Source organism: Nocardioides sp. W7 (genome assembly GCF_022919075.1).
In the GTDB taxonomy this organism is placed as follows: Bacteria; Actinomycetota; Actinomycetes; order Propionibacteriales; family Nocardioidaceae; genus Nocardioides.
The window spans coordinates 5,014,138-5,029,602 of the sequence record NZ_CP095078.1 but is presented as its reverse complement, the minus strand read 5'-3'; the positions used below and the strand labels follow the sequence as shown (position 1 = coordinate 5,029,602).

Annotated in this window: 13 protein-coding genes and 1 tRNA gene; 12 read left to right on the top strand and 2 right to left on the bottom strand. The window is 70.8% G+C overall.

What is annotated here, in order from left to right; all coding sequences use genetic code 11:
* Positions 1 to 31: 31 nt before the first annotated feature.
* The 3 genes from MUB56_RS23545 to MUB56_RS23535 all read left to right on the top strand — a co-directional run bounded on the left by MUB56_RS23545 (position 32) and on the right by MUB56_RS23535 (position 2,799).
* Positions 32 to 826: an enoyl-CoA hydratase-related protein gene (locus MUB56_RS23545; RefSeq protein WP_244929440.1), complete on the top strand. Its 795-nt coding sequence runs from the start codon at positions 32 to 34 to the stop codon at positions 824 to 826.
* A 334-nt stretch (positions 827 to 1,160) separates the two neighbouring features.
* The gene (locus MUB56_RS23540; protein ID WP_244929439.1) at positions 1,161 to 2,204 is read left to right on the top strand and encodes a PHP domain-containing protein; all 1,044 of its coding nucleotides are present in this window, start codon (positions 1,161 to 1,163) and stop codon (positions 2,202 to 2,204) included.
* A 46-nt stretch (positions 2,205 to 2,250) separates the two neighbouring features.
* Positions 2,251 to 2,799: a M48 family metallopeptidase gene (locus MUB56_RS23535; RefSeq protein WP_244929438.1), complete on the top strand. Its 549-nt coding sequence runs from the start codon at positions 2,251 to 2,253 to the stop codon at positions 2,797 to 2,799.
* Here MUB56_RS23535 and MUB56_RS23530 read toward each other — a convergent pair.
* Positions 2,715 to 3,347 carry an NUDIX hydrolase gene (locus MUB56_RS23530; RefSeq protein WP_244929437.1) on the bottom strand — a complete coding sequence of 211 codons (633 nt, stop codon included), beginning with the start codon at positions 3,345 to 3,347 and terminating at the stop codon, positions 2,715 to 2,717. The two genes, MUB56_RS23535 and MUB56_RS23530, sit on opposite strands and share 85 nt — an antisense overlap.
* Positions 3,344 to 4,660 carry a zinc-dependent metalloprotease gene (locus MUB56_RS23525; RefSeq protein ID WP_244929436.1) on the bottom strand — a complete coding sequence of 439 codons (1,317 nt, stop codon included), beginning with the start codon at positions 4,658 to 4,660 and terminating at the stop codon, positions 3,344 to 3,346. Before MUB56_RS23525 ends, MUB56_RS23530 begins: the two co-directional genes overlap by 4 nt.
* Before the next feature lie 54 nt (positions 4,661 to 4,714).
* Here MUB56_RS23525 and MUB56_RS23520 point away from each other — a divergent pair, with 54 nt between their 5' ends.
* The 9 genes from MUB56_RS23520 (at position 4,715) to MUB56_RS23480 (ending at position 15,070) form a co-directional block, all read left to right on the top strand.
* Positions 4,715 to 5,143, top strand: coding sequence for a molybdenum cofactor biosynthesis protein MoaE (locus MUB56_RS23520; RefSeq protein WP_244929435.1), 429 nt, complete (start codon positions 4,715 to 4,717; stop codon positions 5,141 to 5,143).
* Positions 5,144 to 5,178: 35 nt separating this feature from the next.
* Complete coding sequence (locus MUB56_RS23515) at positions 5,179 to 5,406, top strand: hypothetical protein (protein ID WP_244929434.1); 228 nt, start codon at positions 5,179 to 5,181, stop codon at positions 5,404 to 5,406.
* 90 nt (positions 5,407 to 5,496) lie between these two features.
* The gene (locus tag MUB56_RS23510) at positions 5,497 to 6,546 is read left to right on the top strand and encodes a PDZ domain-containing protein (protein WP_244929433.1); all 1,050 of its coding nucleotides are present in this window, start codon (positions 5,497 to 5,499) and stop codon (positions 6,544 to 6,546) included.
* Position 6,547: 1 nt separating this feature from the next.
* Entirely contained in the window at positions 6,548 to 7,126 is a 579-nt protein-coding gene (locus tag MUB56_RS23505; protein WP_244929432.1) for a PPA1309 family protein, read from the top strand.
* Positions 7,123 to 10,092 (top strand): UPF0182 family protein, encoded by a 2,970-nt coding sequence (locus MUB56_RS23500; protein WP_244929431.1) that lies wholly within the window; start codon positions 7,123 to 7,125, stop codon positions 10,090 to 10,092. Before MUB56_RS23505 ends, MUB56_RS23500 begins: the two co-directional genes overlap by 4 nt.
* A 48-nt stretch (positions 10,093 to 10,140) precedes the next feature.
* Positions 10,141 to 10,214 (top strand) — tRNA-Met (locus tag MUB56_RS23495).
* A 921-nt stretch (positions 10,215 to 11,135) separates the two neighbouring features.
* Positions 11,136 to 13,250: an MMPL family transporter gene (locus MUB56_RS23490; RefSeq protein WP_244932461.1), complete on the top strand. Its 2,115-nt coding sequence runs from the start codon at positions 11,136 to 11,138 to the stop codon at positions 13,248 to 13,250.
* Positions 13,251 to 13,274: 24 nt separating this feature from the next.
* Complete coding sequence (locus tag MUB56_RS23485; RefSeq protein ID WP_244929430.1) at positions 13,275 to 14,429, top strand: histidine kinase; 1,155 nt, start codon at positions 13,275 to 13,277, stop codon at positions 14,427 to 14,429.
* Positions 14,426 to 15,070, top strand: coding sequence for a response regulator transcription factor (locus MUB56_RS23480; RefSeq protein WP_244929429.1), 645 nt, complete (start codon positions 14,426 to 14,428; stop codon positions 15,068 to 15,070). Before MUB56_RS23485 ends, MUB56_RS23480 begins: the two co-directional genes overlap by 4 nt.
* Positions 15,071 to 15,465 lie beyond the last annotated feature (395 nt).

The following is a 15,465-nucleotide window of genomic DNA, read 5'->3' as shown; positions in this document are numbered from 1 at the left end:
TCGATCCGACCCACCATCTAGTCTCCCGGACATGACGGACCTCCCCCACCTGCGTCTCGAGCGCCCCGCCACCGGCGTCGCGCTGATCACCCTGGACAACCCGGACCAGCGCAACGCGATGTCCGAGGAGATGACGTCGTCCTGGGTCGCGGCTGTCGAGGAGCTGGCCGCCGACCGGTCGCTGCGCGTGCTGGTCGTGACCGGCGCGGGCTCGGCCTTCTGCTCCGGCGGGGACACCAGCTGGATCGCGAGCGAGCCGGACGCCTCCGTCGACCACCTGCGGAGCCGGATGCTCGCCTTCTACCGGGCCTGGCTCTCCGTACGCCGGCTCGAGGTCCCGACGATCGCGGCCGTGAACGGTGCCGCGATCGGGGCCGGGCTCTGCGTCGCCCTCGCCTGCGACCTGCGGTACGCCGCTCGCGGGGCCAAGCTGGGCGCCCCGTTCGTGAAGCTGGGCATGCACCCCGGGATGGCGGCGACCCACCTGCTGCCCGAGGTGGTGGGGGAGGCGCACGCCCGCGACCTGCTGCTCACCGGCCGGATCGTCGACGCCGACGAGGCGCTCCGGCTCGGCCTGGTGTCCCGGGTGCACGAGCCGGACTCCTTCCTCGACGAGGTGCTCGACACCGCCGTCGGGATCGCCGCGACCGCCCCGATCGCCAGCCGGCTCACCAAACTCGCGCTCGCCGACGGCGGGCACCGCGACCTGGAGAGTGGCCTGCAGTGGGAGGCGATGGCGCAGCCGATCACGCTGGCCACCGATGACCTGCAGGAGGGCATCCGGGCGAGCCGCGAGAGGCGTCCGCCCACCTTCACCGGCTCCTGAGCGCACCAGTGGCCCGACACGGCAGTCCGGGCACGACAGCCCGACACGACAGCGGCCCCCGGCCCACCTCGCGACCCTCGCCTTCCCCTTGCGAGGGTCGTTCGGTGGCCCGGAGGCCGTCTGCGCGCAACGCTAGGGACCGCCCCGATGCGGGTCAACGCCCGGAAGTCAATGCCTGTGGACAGAGCTGTGGAGAACGCTGTGGACGAGCGGCTCGTTCCGTGGAGGAACCGGCTCCAGACCTGGAGAAGCCTGTGGAAAACTATCGCGTCGCGGCGGCGTACCCTGCCCTGACCAGCGGGAACGCCTGTCCAGGACCTGTGGAGGAAAGACAGTGAGCGAGTCGTACGACGGTGGGCCGGTCACCGCCCTGCGCCGGATCGCGTTCCTGCTAGAGCGCGGCCGCGAGGACACCTACAAGGTCAAGGCGTTCCGGGGGGCGGCAGCGGCGGTGCTGCCGCTGCCCGAGGACGAGCTGCGCCGGGCCGCGCAGGCGGGGACCCTGACCGACCTGCCGGGGGTCGGGGCGAGCTCGGCGAAGGTGATCGCCGAGGCCCTCGCCGGGCGGCTGCCCGAGCGGCTCGCGAGAGCCGAGCGCGAGCACGGCGGCCCGCTGACGACCGGCGGCCACGCCCTGCGGGCCCGGCTGCGCGGTGACCTGCACTCGCACTCCGACTGGTCCGACGGCGGGTCTCCGATCGAGGAGATGGCCTTCACGGCGATGGAGCTGGGTCACGAGTACCAGGTGCTCACCGACCACTCGCCGCGGCTCAAGGTCGCCCGCGGGCTCAGCGCCGAGCGCCTGGCCCGTCAGCTCGGGGTCGTCGATGCGGTCAACGAGCACCTGGTCACCGGCGGTGCGGAGTTCACGCTGCTGAAGGGCATCGAGGTCGACATCAACGAGGACGGCAGCCTGGACCAGACCGACGAGCTGCTCGCGCGCCTCGACGTCCGGGTGGCGAGCGTGCACTCCAAGCTCCGCTCGGACGCCAAGACGATGACGAAGCGGATGCTCACCGCGGTCCGCAACCCGCGGACCAACGTGCTCGGCCACTGCACGGGCCGGCTGGTGACCGGCGGCCGCGGCACCCGGCCGCCGTCGGAGTTCGACGCCCAGGCGGTGTTCGAGGCCTGCGCCGAGCACGACGTGGCGGTCGAGATCAACTCGCGTCCGGAGCGGAGAGACCCGCCGACCAGGCTGCTGGAGCTCGCCCGCGACCTCGGCTGCCTGTTCTCGATCGACACCGACGCGCACGCGCCCGGCCAGCTCGACTTCCTCGTCTACGGCGCGGAACGGGCCGAGGCGGCGGGCATCGACCCGGACCGGATCGTCAACACCTGGGCGAAGGACCGCCTGCTGGAGTGGGCGAACAAGTAGGCGAATGCGGGGCCCGAAGTGGCCCCGGATGGCCTAGATTCCGGTCATGGCCCGTCCGGACGTGGAGGTGCGCCGCTCCAAGCGGCGCCGCCGCACCGTGTCCGCCTACCGTGACGGCGACAAGGTCGTGGTCCTCATCCCGGCCTCGCTGTCGCGCAAGGAGGAGCGGGACTGGGTGGCGACCATGGTCGCCCGGCTGGAGAAGTCCGAGCAGCGGCGCGCGCCCTCCGACCAGGAGCTGCTGGAACGGGCGCTGGAGCTGAGCGACCAGTACCTGGGCGGCATCGCGGTCCCCGAGTCGGTGCGCTGGGTGGACAACCAGCAGTCGCGGTGGGGGTCGTGCACGCCGGGGGACCGGACGATCCGGCTCTCCCACCGGCTGCAGGGCATGCCGTCGTGGGTGCTCGACTACGTCATCGTCCACGAGCTCGCCCACCTCTTCGAGCCCGCCCACGACGAGCGGTTCTGGAGCTGGGTCGACCGCTTCCCGCAGGCCGAGCGGGCCAAGGGCTATCTGCTGGGCTGGTCGGCGGCGGCCCAGGTCGACTCGCCGCCGGGGGAGTCGCCGCGCGGGGGCTCCTCGGAGGTCGACTGAGCCAGGGCGTGCGTGACGACCTCGACCAGGTCGGGGTCCGGCAGGTCGTCGACCGGCCACCATCGGACGTCGAGGGACTCGTCGCTGGTCCGGTGCCGGGCATCGGCCGGGGCGACGGCGACGAACCGTACGTCGAGGTGGTGCACGTCGGCGGCCGGCCCGCAGAACGGCACCTCGTGCTCGTCGAGGTGCACGGGCCGGGGAGCGAGTCGCAGGCCGGGTATCCCCGACTCCTCCGTCGCCTCGCGCAGGGCGGCGCCGGCCAGGGTCGCGTCGCCGGGCTCGCAGTGCCCACCGAGCTGGAACCAGCGCTGCGCCTTCGCGTGCAGGGTCAGCAGCACCTGGCTACGGTCGGCGCTCAGCACCACCGTGGAGGCGGTCAGGTGGTCGGGCCGGCAGGCGCGGGTCAGGCCGTCGGGATGCGCGCGCAGGTGCGCGACGTACCGGTCCCGCAGTGCCCCCTGGGCCGCCGAGGGCGGGTCCCAGGCGGTGAGGACGGCCAGCGCGTCGGCGTGGAGGCGTCGGTGTTGCCGGTGGTCGTCGCTCACTCGCCGTCGAGCATCTTCTTCAGCTCGCTGTCGAAGTCGTCGTCGCTGAGGATCTCCGGCGCGGTGGCGTCCTCACGGAAACCGAGCGGGTCGTCGAGGTCGGCGGGCGTCGGCAGCAGGTCGGGGTGCATCCACACGCCGTCGCGGGCCTCGACGCCCTGCCGGGTGCGCAGCGAGCCCCACAGCGTGGAGGCGTCGCGCAGCCGCCGGGGGCGCAGCTCCAGGCCCACGAGGGTGGAGAAGGTGTCCTCGGCCGGGCCGCCGGCCGCCCGGCGCCGGCGGAACGTCTCCTGCAGCTTCGCCGCGGCCGGCATCCGCTCGACGGTGGCCTGGCTGACGACCTCGTCCACCCAGCCCTCGACGAGGGCGAGCACCACCTCGAGTCGCTGGAGGGCTGCCTCCTGAGCCGGCGTCTTCGGCATGTCGAACATGCCGCCCTCGAGGAGCGACTGGATCGCCTCGGGGTTGGACGGGTCGATGCCGCGCAGCTGCTCGTCCATCCGCGCCTGCATGCCCTCGACGTTGACCTGGATGCCGTGGGCGAAGTCGGTGACGGCCCCGATGACGTGGTCGCGCAGCCAGGGCACGTGGGCGAAGAGCCGTTGGTGCGCGGCCTCGCGCAGCGCCAGGTAGAGGAGCAGGTCGTCCTCGCTCACGTCCAGGCCCTCGGCGAAGGCCGTGACGTTGGTCGGGACCAGTGCGGCCCGGCCCGCGGGGCCGAGGGGGAGGCCGATGTCGGAGACGCTGAGCACCTCGCCGGCCAGGGCGCCGAGCCCCGATCCGAGCTGGGTGGCGAGGATCGCGCCGACGGCCTTGCCGAGGATGCCGAGCAGCGGGCCGGCCTGGGCCTGTGCCTCCTCCGGCAGGGCGCCGCTGATGCCGTCCACCGACTGCTTCGCGATCGGCTCGACGAGCACCTTCCAGACCGCGAGGGTCTGCTCCACCCACTCCGCGCGGCTCCAGGCCGCGGTCGACTGCACCCCGGAGGGGAAGTCGGTGGTCGCGTCGAGCCAGTGGTCGGCGAGCCGGACGGCGTCGGCGATCGCGTCGCGCTGGCGCTGCGAGGGGGTCGGGTCGGGCTCGGTGGCGACCTGCTGGCGCGCGAGGTCGGTCGCCAGGGTCCAGTTGAGCGGGCCGTCGTACGGCTGCATCAGTTGCTGGAGCTGGCCGAAGAGCTGGGTGAGGTCGGGGAAGCCGCCGGCACCGCCGGATCCGCCGAGGCCGCCCATCGCGCCGCTGAAGAACTGCTCGAAGGGCGTGCCCTTGAAGGGGTTCCGGCCGTCGTCGGGCTGGTCCGACGGGTCATTGGTCATGGGGACAACGGTACGCCGTCCCGGCAACCGGCACGCGTCAACTATCGTCGCGACGTGCCCCATTCCGCCGTGCGCCTGGTCGAGCTGCGCGACACGCCCCTCGACGTCGCCGAGGTCGTCGGCGCGCTCGACGACGACGCCTCCGGCGGACTGACGCTGTTCGTCGGCCGGGTCCGCGACCACGACGGCGGCAAGGGCGTCACCGGGCTGGACTACACCGCCCATCCGACCGCACTGGACCGCTTGCGGGCGGTGTGCGACCGGGTCGCCGAGGAGTACGACGTGCAGGGGGTCGCCGCCGTCCACCGCACCGGGACGCTCGCGATCGGAGACCTGGCGGTGATCGTCGCGACCACCGCGGCCCATCGCGGCGAGGCCTTCACCGCGTCCCGGGCGCTGATCGACACCCTGAAGGCCGAGGTGCCGATCTGGAAGCACCAGCGCTTCGGTGACGGCACGGAGGAGTGGGTCGGCGCGCCCTGACCCGTGAGCGCGTCCCGGACGCCTACCCTCGAGGCGTGGAGATCCTGCTCTGGCTCGTGCCGTCCGCCGTGGTGACCGCGGTGGCGATGTGCTGGGTCGGCTGGGCCGGTCGCGAGGGCCGGGGCGAGGTCGACCGCGACGTCGCCGCCGATCGCCTCGGCCGCGCCCTGCAGCACGAGCACCCGCGTCGCTACGCCGCGCCGGTGCCCGAGCGGGACCGCAGCACCGGCGTCGCCGTCCGGCCGTCCCGACGCGCCTCCTGAGCACCTGACCCCACCCCGCAGCCGCCCGTCGGGCCGGCTGGTGAGAGCCGCAGCGGTCGGCGATTGGGGCGTGATGAGAGGCTTTGCCGCATGACGCAGCGCACCGTGGCCGCCATCGTGGCCGTGCCGCTGCTTCTGGCGTTGCTCACGCTCGCCTTCGTGGTGCCCCTCCCGTACGCGACGTACTCCCCGGGGCTGACTGTCGACGTGCTGGGCAAGGACGGTGACCGGGAGATCATCTCGGTCACGGGCCACCCGACGTACCGCGACGGAGGCCACCTGCGGATGACCACGGTGTACGTCTCGCTCGCGGGCCCGGACGGCGAGAAGCGGCTGCCGGAGCTGATCGCCACCTGGCTCGACGACGACGACGCGGTCTACCCCTACGACGTCGTGCACCCCGACGGCCAGACCCGCGAGCAGGACGAGCGCGAGGGCGCCGTCGACATGGTCACCTCGCAGGACACCGCGACCGCCGTCGCGCTCGCCGAGATGGGGGAGAAGGTCGAGCCCGAGCTCGGGGTGTCGTACGTCGAGAAGGGCATGCCCGCCGACGGCGCCCTCCAGGTCCGCGACCTGCTCCTGGCCGTCGACGGTCAGCGGATCACCGACAGTGCGCAGGTCACCTCGGCCGTGCAGGCGGCGGGTGACGAGCCGGTCGCGTTCAAGGTGCTGCGGGCCGGGAAGCGCATCACCGTGCGGGTGACGCCGAAGCTGGTGGAGGGAACCCGGCAGATCGGCATCAGCCTGGGGCCGGCGTACCGCTTCCCGTTCGACGTCTCGGTCAACATCGACCCCGCGATCGGCGGACCGAGCGCGGGGCTGATGTTCTCGCTGGCCATCTACGACACCCTCACCCCGGGCCCGCTCACCGACGGCCACGATGTCGCCGGCACCGGCACCATCTCCGCCGACGGCAGCGTGGGCCCGATCGGCGGGATCGAGCAGAAGATCGCCGGCGCCCGCACCGACGGCGCCGACCTGTTCCTGGTGCCGCCGGACAACTGCGACGAGGCCCTGCGCGTCGAGCGGCCCGGCCTGCGCCTGGTCAAGGCCGACACCATGCACGACGCCCGCGAGGCCATCGAGGCCTGGGCCGCCGACCCCGACTCCGACCTCCCGAGCTGCGAGGCCCCCTGACATGACCTCTCCGACCGACACCAGTGACTTCGACGTCGATCCCGCGCTCGCCGCGGCGGTCCTCGAGATCGAGTCGCACATCGCCGAGGGTGGCTGGGACCAGCCCGCCCGGCTCTACGCGCTCGTCGACACCGCCCAGCTGGTCGAGCGCGAGCCCGCGCTCGCCTCGCTGATGGGCCTGGACGCCGCCTCCGCCCAGGGGTCGCTGACCCCCGTCGAGCAGGACCAGCTGACGCCGGGCCAGCTGCTGGAGCAGCTGCTGGAGTCGATCACCTGGCCGCCCGGCGTGGCCGGCTGCGCCGCCGTCGTGGAGCGGCTGGTGCTGCCCCCCGGGGCCGACGACGCGATTCCCGACGACCCCACCAGCGCGGAGGAGTTCGCCCGCGAGCACCCCGACCGCCAGGAGGTGCGGATCGTGGCCGGTGTGACCCGCGCCGGCTCGACGTACTGTGCCCTCCGACTGCGTGCCCACGACGACGCCCAGTCCGTCGTCGGCGGCTCCGATCTCGTCCCCGGCCTGCTCGCGCTGCTGGTGGACACCCTGCACGACGACCCCGAAGGACCCGAGGTAGACCAGTGAGTGAGCTCTTCGACCAGGACCCGCGCGACACGGCGCCACCGCCGCGCAGCGCACGATCCCGCGCCCTGATCGTCACAGCGGTGGTGCTGGTCCTGGCGTTCTTCGGTCTGACCACCTTCGCCTCGATCTACACCGACCGGCTGTGGTTCAACGACACCGGCTACGGCGACGTGTTCTCGACCCTGCTCTGGACCCGGGTCGCCCTGTTCCTGGTGTTCGGCGTGGTGATGGCGCTCGCGGTCGGCGCGAGCATGTACGTCGCCTACCGCACCCGGCCGCTGTTCCACCCGAACTCCCCGGAGCAGACCGGGCTGGACCGCTACCGCGAGGCGGTCACCCCGATCCGCACCTGGCTGCTGGTCGGCATCTCGGTGGTGCTCGGCGTCTTCGCGGGCACGTCCGGCGTCGGCCAGTGGCGCAACTACCTGCTGTGGCGCAACGGGGTCGACTTCGACCAGGAGGACGCGGAGTTCGGCCGTGACATCGGGTTCTTCGTCTTCGACCTCCCGTGGCTGCACTTCCTCGTCGACTTCGCGATGGCGGTCCTCGTCGTCTCGCTGATCGCCTCCCTGGTCGTCAACTACCTGTACGGCGGGATCCGCCTGCAGTCGCCGGGGGACCGGCTCTCGGGCGCGGCCCAGGCGCAGCTCTCGGTGCTCGTCGGCCTGTTCGTGCTGGTCAAGGGGCTCGACTACTGGCTGGACCGCTTCGACGTCGCCTACCAGTCCGGCGGCCTGTTCGACGGCGTGAAGTACACCGACGCGAACGCCGTGCTGCCCTCCAAGAACATCCTGATCGGCATCGCGGTCATCTGTGCCGTGCTCTTCTTCGTCAACGTGTGGCGGCGTACCTGGATGCTGCCCTCGGTCGGCATCGCGCTGCTCGCGGTCTCCGCGATCCTGCTCGGGATGATCTGGCCCGCGATCATGCAGCAGTTCCAGGTCAAGCCCTCCGAGGCGGACAAGGAGGAGGAGTACATCGCGCGCAACATCGAGGCGACGCGGGCGGCGTACGACCTCGACGACATCGTCGTCGCTCCGTACTCCGGATCCGATCCGGAGTCGGACGCGGCCGGGCTCGGAACCGCGACCACCTCGGTGCCGCTCGTCGACCCGCAGCTGGTGAGCCGGACCTTCCAGGAGACCCAGCAGGGTCGCGCCTACTACTCCGTCGCGGACGTCCTCGACGTGGACCGCTACGAGCTCGACGGCGAGGAGCGCGCGCTGGTGCTCGGCGCGCGCGAGCTCAACCAGGACGACCTGAACGACAACGACAAGAACTGGTCCAACCTGCACACCGTCTACACGCACGGCAACGGCATCATCGCGGCCTACGCCAACCAGCGCGGGACGGACAACCAGTCCCTGAGCACCGAGACGCAGTGGGCTGAGGGCAACCAAGGGGCCGACCAGGACGCGCTCACCCGTGCGGCCGGTCCCGACGGCTACGAGAGCCGGATCTACTTCGGCGAGGACAGCCCGGAGTACTCCGTGGTCGGCAAGGCCGACGAGGACGACGCGAGCGTCGAGCTCGGCCTGGCCGGGGCCACCGACGACCAGGAGCGGGCCACGACGTACGACGGCGCCGGTGGGGTGCCGGTCGGGTCGACGCTGCGCCAGCTGATGTACGGCATCAAGTTCGGCGAGACGAACTTCCTGCTCTCCGGCCGGGTGAACGGCAACAGCGAGGTCATCTACAACCGGACGCCGCGCGAGCGGGTGGAGAAGGTCGCCCCGTGGCTGACCATCGACGACGACGCGTACCCGGCCATCGTCGACGGCAAGGTCGTCTGGATCCTCGACGGCTACACGACGACCGACCGCTACCCGGGTGCGGAGAAGGAGTCGTTCGAGACGATGACCGACGACTCGCTCCAGCAGGACACCGGGCTGCAGACGCTGCCGACCGACGAGATCAACTACATGCGCAACGCGGTGAAGGCGACCGTGGACGCCTACGACGGCACGGTGACCCTCTACGGCTGGGACGAGGACGACCCGATCCTGAAGGCGTGGCGTGGGGCGTTCCCCGGCACGGTCGTCGACAAGGACGAGATGTCTCCCGAGCTGCTCGAGCACATCCGCTACCCGGAGGACCTGTTCAAGGTCCAGCGCTACCAGTTCGCCCGCTACCACGTCACCGACGCCGGCGACTGGTACCAGGGCAACGACCGCTGGCAGGTCCCCGAGGACCCGAACACGCAGGGAAACAGCCTGCAGCCGCCGTACCGCCTGTTCGTCGACGTGCCCAGCGTCGAGGGTGAGGACGGCGAGACCATCGAGGGTGGCCGGCAGTGGTCGCTCACCTCGAACTTCGTGCCGTTCGGTCGCAACAACCTCGCGTCCTTCGCGACGGTGAACTCGGATGCCACGTCGGAGGACTACGGCACCATCACGGTGCTGCAGATGCAGGACCAGAACACCAGCGGGCCGAGCCTGATCGCCAACGAGATCAACGCCGACGAGAACGTGCGCGACCGCTTGCGCGCCTTCGAGACCGGCCAGTCGCCGATCTCCTACGGCAACATCCTCACGGTGCCGATCGCGAACGGCCTGATGCACGTCGAACCGATCTACGCGGTCCGCGTGGGCTCGTCGGGCGGCTATCCGATCCTGCAGTACGTCGTGGTCTCGATCGGCGACGAGATCGGGATCGGCACCACCCTCACCGACGCGATCGGTGACGCCCTCACCGGTATTTCGGCGCCGCCGCCCGGCGACGAGGGTGAGGGGGAACCCGGCGACCAGCCGACGGAGCCCCAGGGCTCGACCGAGGAGCGGATCCGCGCGCTGCTCGCCCGCGCCGAGGCCGCGTTCGCCGAGGCCGACGCCGCCCTCGCCGAGGGCAATCTCGCCGGCTACGAGGCGGGCGTGAAGAAGGCCCAGCAGGCGATCGACGACGCGGTCGAGCTCTCGGGCATCACGCCCTCGCCTGCGCCGACTGAGGAGTCACCCGCCGCCGAGTGACCCCGATTTGGAGTGCCACCCCCCATGTCGTAATGTTCTGTTCAGCGGCGCGGGGTGGAGCAGCTCGGTAGCTCGCTGGGCTCATAACCCAGAGGTCGCAGGTTCAAATCCTGCCCCCGCTACAGAAGTCGAGAGGCCCTCACAGTCTGACTGTGAGGGCCTCTTGCATGTGCGCAACCATCCCAAGCTATCTCCCGGACCGCGGCTGATCTGATCCCACCGGAGTCGAAGAACGGGCTAGTGCGGGCTAACGCCGGTGCATCCAGCAGATCCTCTCAACCGGCCCCATCATCTGGATCCCTCCGGTCTCCACCCGCGGTAGGTCCGCGATCGCCAGGGTGTGGGCGGTCCTCGACCAGATGCTCACGAAGCCGACGTGGTGCGTTCGCGGGCGTCGTCGTCGACGGGCTCGTATCGGACGACGCCTCCAGCTCGTGGCTCTCGACCCGCAGGCGTGGCAGTCCCCGGGTCGAGCCACGTCGGGAGCCACCAATTGGCCTTGCCGAGCAGCGCCATGGTCGCCGGCACGAGCACCATCCGCACCTCGACCGGCTGGCCGACCTTCGTCCCGGGGAACGGGGCGTCACGGGCCGAGCACGTTGTCCAGCGGCTCGGGGAGCTGGAGCCACGGCTACGGGACGGCACCGTCACCGCGACGGGGAATGCCGAGATCTCGGAGCCACCTGAGGGGCGCTCCACTGATCCACCGCCTCGATAGATGCAGCAGGGGGCGCAGACGGGTCGGACAACGGTTGGCGCCCTCGGCGAACAGCTCATGACCGTCCAGGGTGGGCTCGATCTGCGGCGCGGCGGTAGGCAACAGCCCGGAGCCAACCTGGAGGGCGGCAGGTCCAGGGGCGATTCTGGGCAGCCACCTGCGCCGGCCGCAGCTTCTGTCGTCCGCCGTAGCTACCCGACCTGGTCGCCTGGCCCGAGCCGCCAGCCGCCAGCCGCCAGCCGCCCGCCGTACTCCGCACGGAGTACGGCGAAGTGTCTGCCGTGGCCAGACGCGTCAGCCCCGCCTGCTTGACAGCGTGATCGCCATGACCACTGAACTAACGGCGCCTGACCACACCGGTGCCGACAAGAGGCCGAAGAGATCACGGACCAAGACCCTGCTGCCCTGGCTCATGGTGGCCGTGTGGATCGGGCTGCTGGTGGGCGCCTACTCACTCGCCGGCAAACTCGACTCGGTGACCCGCGACGGGCAGGCCGACTACTTGCCGGCCAGCGCCCAGTCGACCAAGGTGCTCCAGGCCGAGGCCGGCCTGCCCGGCGGCGAGAACGGCCTGCTCATGGTCGTGTACGAACGACCGGGCGGCCTCCAGTCGGGCGATCGGGAGGCGGTCGAACGCGGCCAGTCCGAGCTGGCGGAGCGATTCGGCAACGACACCGACGCACTGCCCGAGATCGTCGACTCCGACGACGGCACGGCCCTGATGTACGCGCTTCCGCTCGACCGTGATGCGGTCGCCGAGGAGGCCGGCGCCACTGCGGATACGCGTGCCCTTCTCGACGACCGGCCGAGTGGCCTGAACGCATATGTCACCGGTCCGACCGCGCTCGGGGCCGACATGGACGAGGTCTTCGATGCCGTCGATGCGACGTTGATGCTCGCTACTGCCGTGGTGGTGGCGCTCCTGCTGATCCTGACGTACCGCAGTCCACTGCTGTGGCTGGTCCCGCTCGCCTCGGTCGGGGTCGCGGCGATCACGTCGATGGGTACCGTTTACGCACTCACCCAGATCTTCGACTTCACCATCACGAGCATGAGCTCGGCGCTGCTGATCGTCCTGGTCTTCGGCGCGGGCACCGACTACGCCTTGCTTCTCGTGTCTCGCTACCGCGAGGAGCTGCACCGCCACGAACGGCCCATCGACGCGATGCTGGCGGCGCTGCGTGGGGCCGGGCCGGCCATCCTCGCTTCGGCAGCGACAGTGGTCGCCGGCCTGTTGTGCCTGTTGGCCGCGGATCTCAACAGCATCAGTAGCCTCGGCCCGGTGGGTGCGGCGGGCATCGGGGCCGCATTGCTGGTCATGCTGACACTCTTCCCGGCCCTGCTGGTGGTGCTCGGGCGCCGCGTCTTCTGGCCGTTCGTGCCGCGACTTGGGGCTGAGGTACGCGCATCCGGATCGCGGTGGGCTCGGCTTGGCGAGCTGGTCGCGCGCCGCCGCGTCGTCAGCTGGGCGGTTCCGCTGGTGATCCTGGGCGGTCTCGCGCTGGGCACCGTTGGTGTCAACAGCGCCCTTCCGCAGCTGGACCAGTTCGCCCGTTCGACACCGGAGTCGGTGACCGGGGCGAAGCTGATCGAAGCGCGCTACCCCGACCAGGGCGGTCAGCCGCTGACCGTGATGAGTCGACCGGACCACAGCCGTGAGGTCCTGGCTGCCGTCGAAAGTACGTCGGGGGTTGTCAGCGCCGAGATCGGCCGGACCAGCGACGACTGGGTGGAGATCTCGGTGATCCCGGTCGACTCGCCAGAGAGCGCGGGTGAGACCGCAACGATCAAGCAGCTTCGGGAGAACGTACGCGAGGTCGCCGGTGAGGCCGCGCTGGTCGGCGGTCCGAGTGCCGAAAAGCTCGACGAGGCCGAGACCAACAAGAGCGACCGCAATCTGGTGATGCCGCTGATCCTGCTGGTGGTGCTCGCCATCCTCGGGCTCCTGCTACGGGCGATCGTGGCTCCGCTGGTGCTGGTCGCCACCGTCGTGGTGTCGTACTTCGGAGCCCTCGGACTGTGCAACCTGTTGTTCGACCATGTGCTCGGATTCGCCGGGTTGGAGTCGTCGGTGCCCCTGATCGGGTTCCTCTTCCTGGTCGCGCTCGGTGTCGACTACAACATCTTCTTGATGACCCGGGTACGCGAGGAAGCCGTCCGGCACGGCACTGTCGATGGCACGAAGCGGGGCCTCGCAGTGACAGGTGGCGTGATCACCTCGGCCGGCGTCGTGCTGGCGGCGACGTTCGCGGTGCTCGCCTCGCTGCCGCTCGTCATGCTCGTCGAGATTGGGATACTGGTCGCCGTCGGCGTGCTCATCGACACCTTGCTGGTGCGGTCCATCGTGGTTCCCGCACTGACGATGTCGCTGGGTTCGAGGATCTGGTGGCCCAGCAAGCTCTCGCGGACGAGTGAGGACAGTGTCGATGACCGTGTGTGAACGATGACGGCACTCCGTCCGCCAGTGGCCGATCGGCTGCTGGCGGCGGGGTCGTTCGTGCTCGGCGTCGTCGTCGCGATCACGCTCGAGGCGGTCGATTTCGACGGCGAGCGAAGCGTGGATCTGTGGGCGATCGCGCTCCTGGGCGCGGTGTCGGCGCCGCTACTGGCCCGCCGGCGCTGGCCGATCCTCGTCGCGCTCGCGGTCCTCGCCGTGTCGACGCCGTACCACCTCCTCGACTATCCCCATGAGGCCACGATGCCGGCCTCACTGGTGGCGGCGTTCACGGCGGCGCGCTACAGCGAGCCACAGCGGCGGGCCGTCGCCGCCCTGGTGGCGGTGGGTGCGGTGACCGTGCCTGTCGTCGCCGACGAGGCGTCGGGGGCACCTGGCGATGCTCTCCTCGGCGTCGGCTGGCTGCTCATGGCCTTCTTCGCCGGGCTCGCGGTCCGCTTCCATCAAGACTGGAGTGCCTCCGTCACCGCGCGGCTCGAACAGGAGCGTGCCGACGAGGTCGAGCGGCGGGTCGCCGAAGAGCGGGTACTGATCGCTGCCGAACTGCACGACGTCCTGGCACACGGCCTCGCGGTCGCGAACGTCCAGGCGTCAGTCGCTGCGCACCTGATCGACCAGCTGCCGAGGCCGGCCGATGCGCCGCTGCGGGAGCTGTCCAGCACACTGCACAACCTGTCGGACACGAGCCGAGCCACGCTCCATGAGCTGCGTGCCATTCTGGACATCCTGCATGGTGGCGAGGCCGAGCCGACCGAGCCAGTGCCCCAACTCGGTGAGTTGCAGCGTCTGGTGGACATGGCCGAGGCGGCTGATGTCCGGGTCGACGTGGAGGCTGCCGGGCTGCCGGACGAGTTTCCGTCGACGGTGTCCGTCGTGGCCTATCGAATCATCCAGGAGTCGCTGACCAATGTCATTCGACACTCGACGGCCAAGCACGCGACCGTCCGACTCGACCAGGACGGCCACCGGCTGCGGATCGCGGTCGTCGATCGCGGGCCCGCGCGACCGGACTCGACCGTGACATCGGCCGGCTTCGGGATCGTCGGGATGACGGGCCGGGCTCAGGCCCTCGGGGGCGAGCTGTCCGCCGGGCCTGGCGAGTCCGGAGGATTCGAGGTACGGGCCAGCCTGCCGCTGCCGGGGTTCTGGCGGGTGCCGTCGTGATCCGGGTCCTGCTCGCCGACGACCAGACTCTGGTGCGCGGCGCGTTCGCGCTGCTGGTCAACTCCGCTGATGACATGGAGGTCGTCGGGGAGGCCGGCACCGGCGAGGAGGCGGTGACGCTGACCCGGGACCTGCGCCCCGACGTCGTCTTGATGGACATCAGGATGCCGAGCACCGACGGCATCGAGGCGACTCGGCAGATCTTCGCTGCCGATGGATCGAGCGGCAGCAAGGTGCTGATCCTGACCACGTTCGAGACTGACACCAACGTCCTGCGCGGTCTTCGCGCGGGGGCGGGTGGATTCCTGCCCAAGGACACCCGTCCGGATGCGCTGCTGGACGCCATCCGCACCGTCGCGGCGGGGGAGGCGCTGCTGTCGCCCGGCGCGACCAGGGCGGTGATCACCCGTGCGCTGAGTCGCCCCGACGCGCCGGTGCCCGAGCGGCTGGCCAGCCTGACGGCGCGCGAACGCGAGGTGCTTCGGCTGGTCGCCGCGGGCCGAAGCAACCAGGAGATCGCGGACGAGCTGGTCGTCAGCCCGCTGACCGCCAAGACTCACGTGGGCCGCATCCTCGCGAAGATGGGCGCTCGCGACCGGGTCCATCTCGTGATCGCCGCGTACGAAGCCGGGCTCCCCTAGGTGGGCCCGAACTCCCGGATCTTCCGAGCCGCGCTCCGGGGCCCCTTCCTCCCGGGGAGGCACGCCTCGCGCATCGGGGTAGACCGTCCAGCCAGTGGATGTGGGCTGGCTCACTAGGCGGCCCCGAAATGGGCAGACGTGGCACCCCTTGCCCCCGCCGATGCGCGCTCGCGCTCAGAGGTCGATTCGCCGTGCGGTGAAAGGAAAGTCCGAGCACCGCGCCGTGCGGGTGCGGTCTGAGGCTGTGTCGGCGCTCGGCTCCTCCTATCAGGTGCCGGACGTGGGGCTGGTTGGGGTGCGGGCACGACGCGATGCCGGCGATGTTCGGACCGGGTGATCGGCCGCACCGATGCCTGCATCGATAAACACGTAAGTGCAGTAGTTAGGTGTACTTA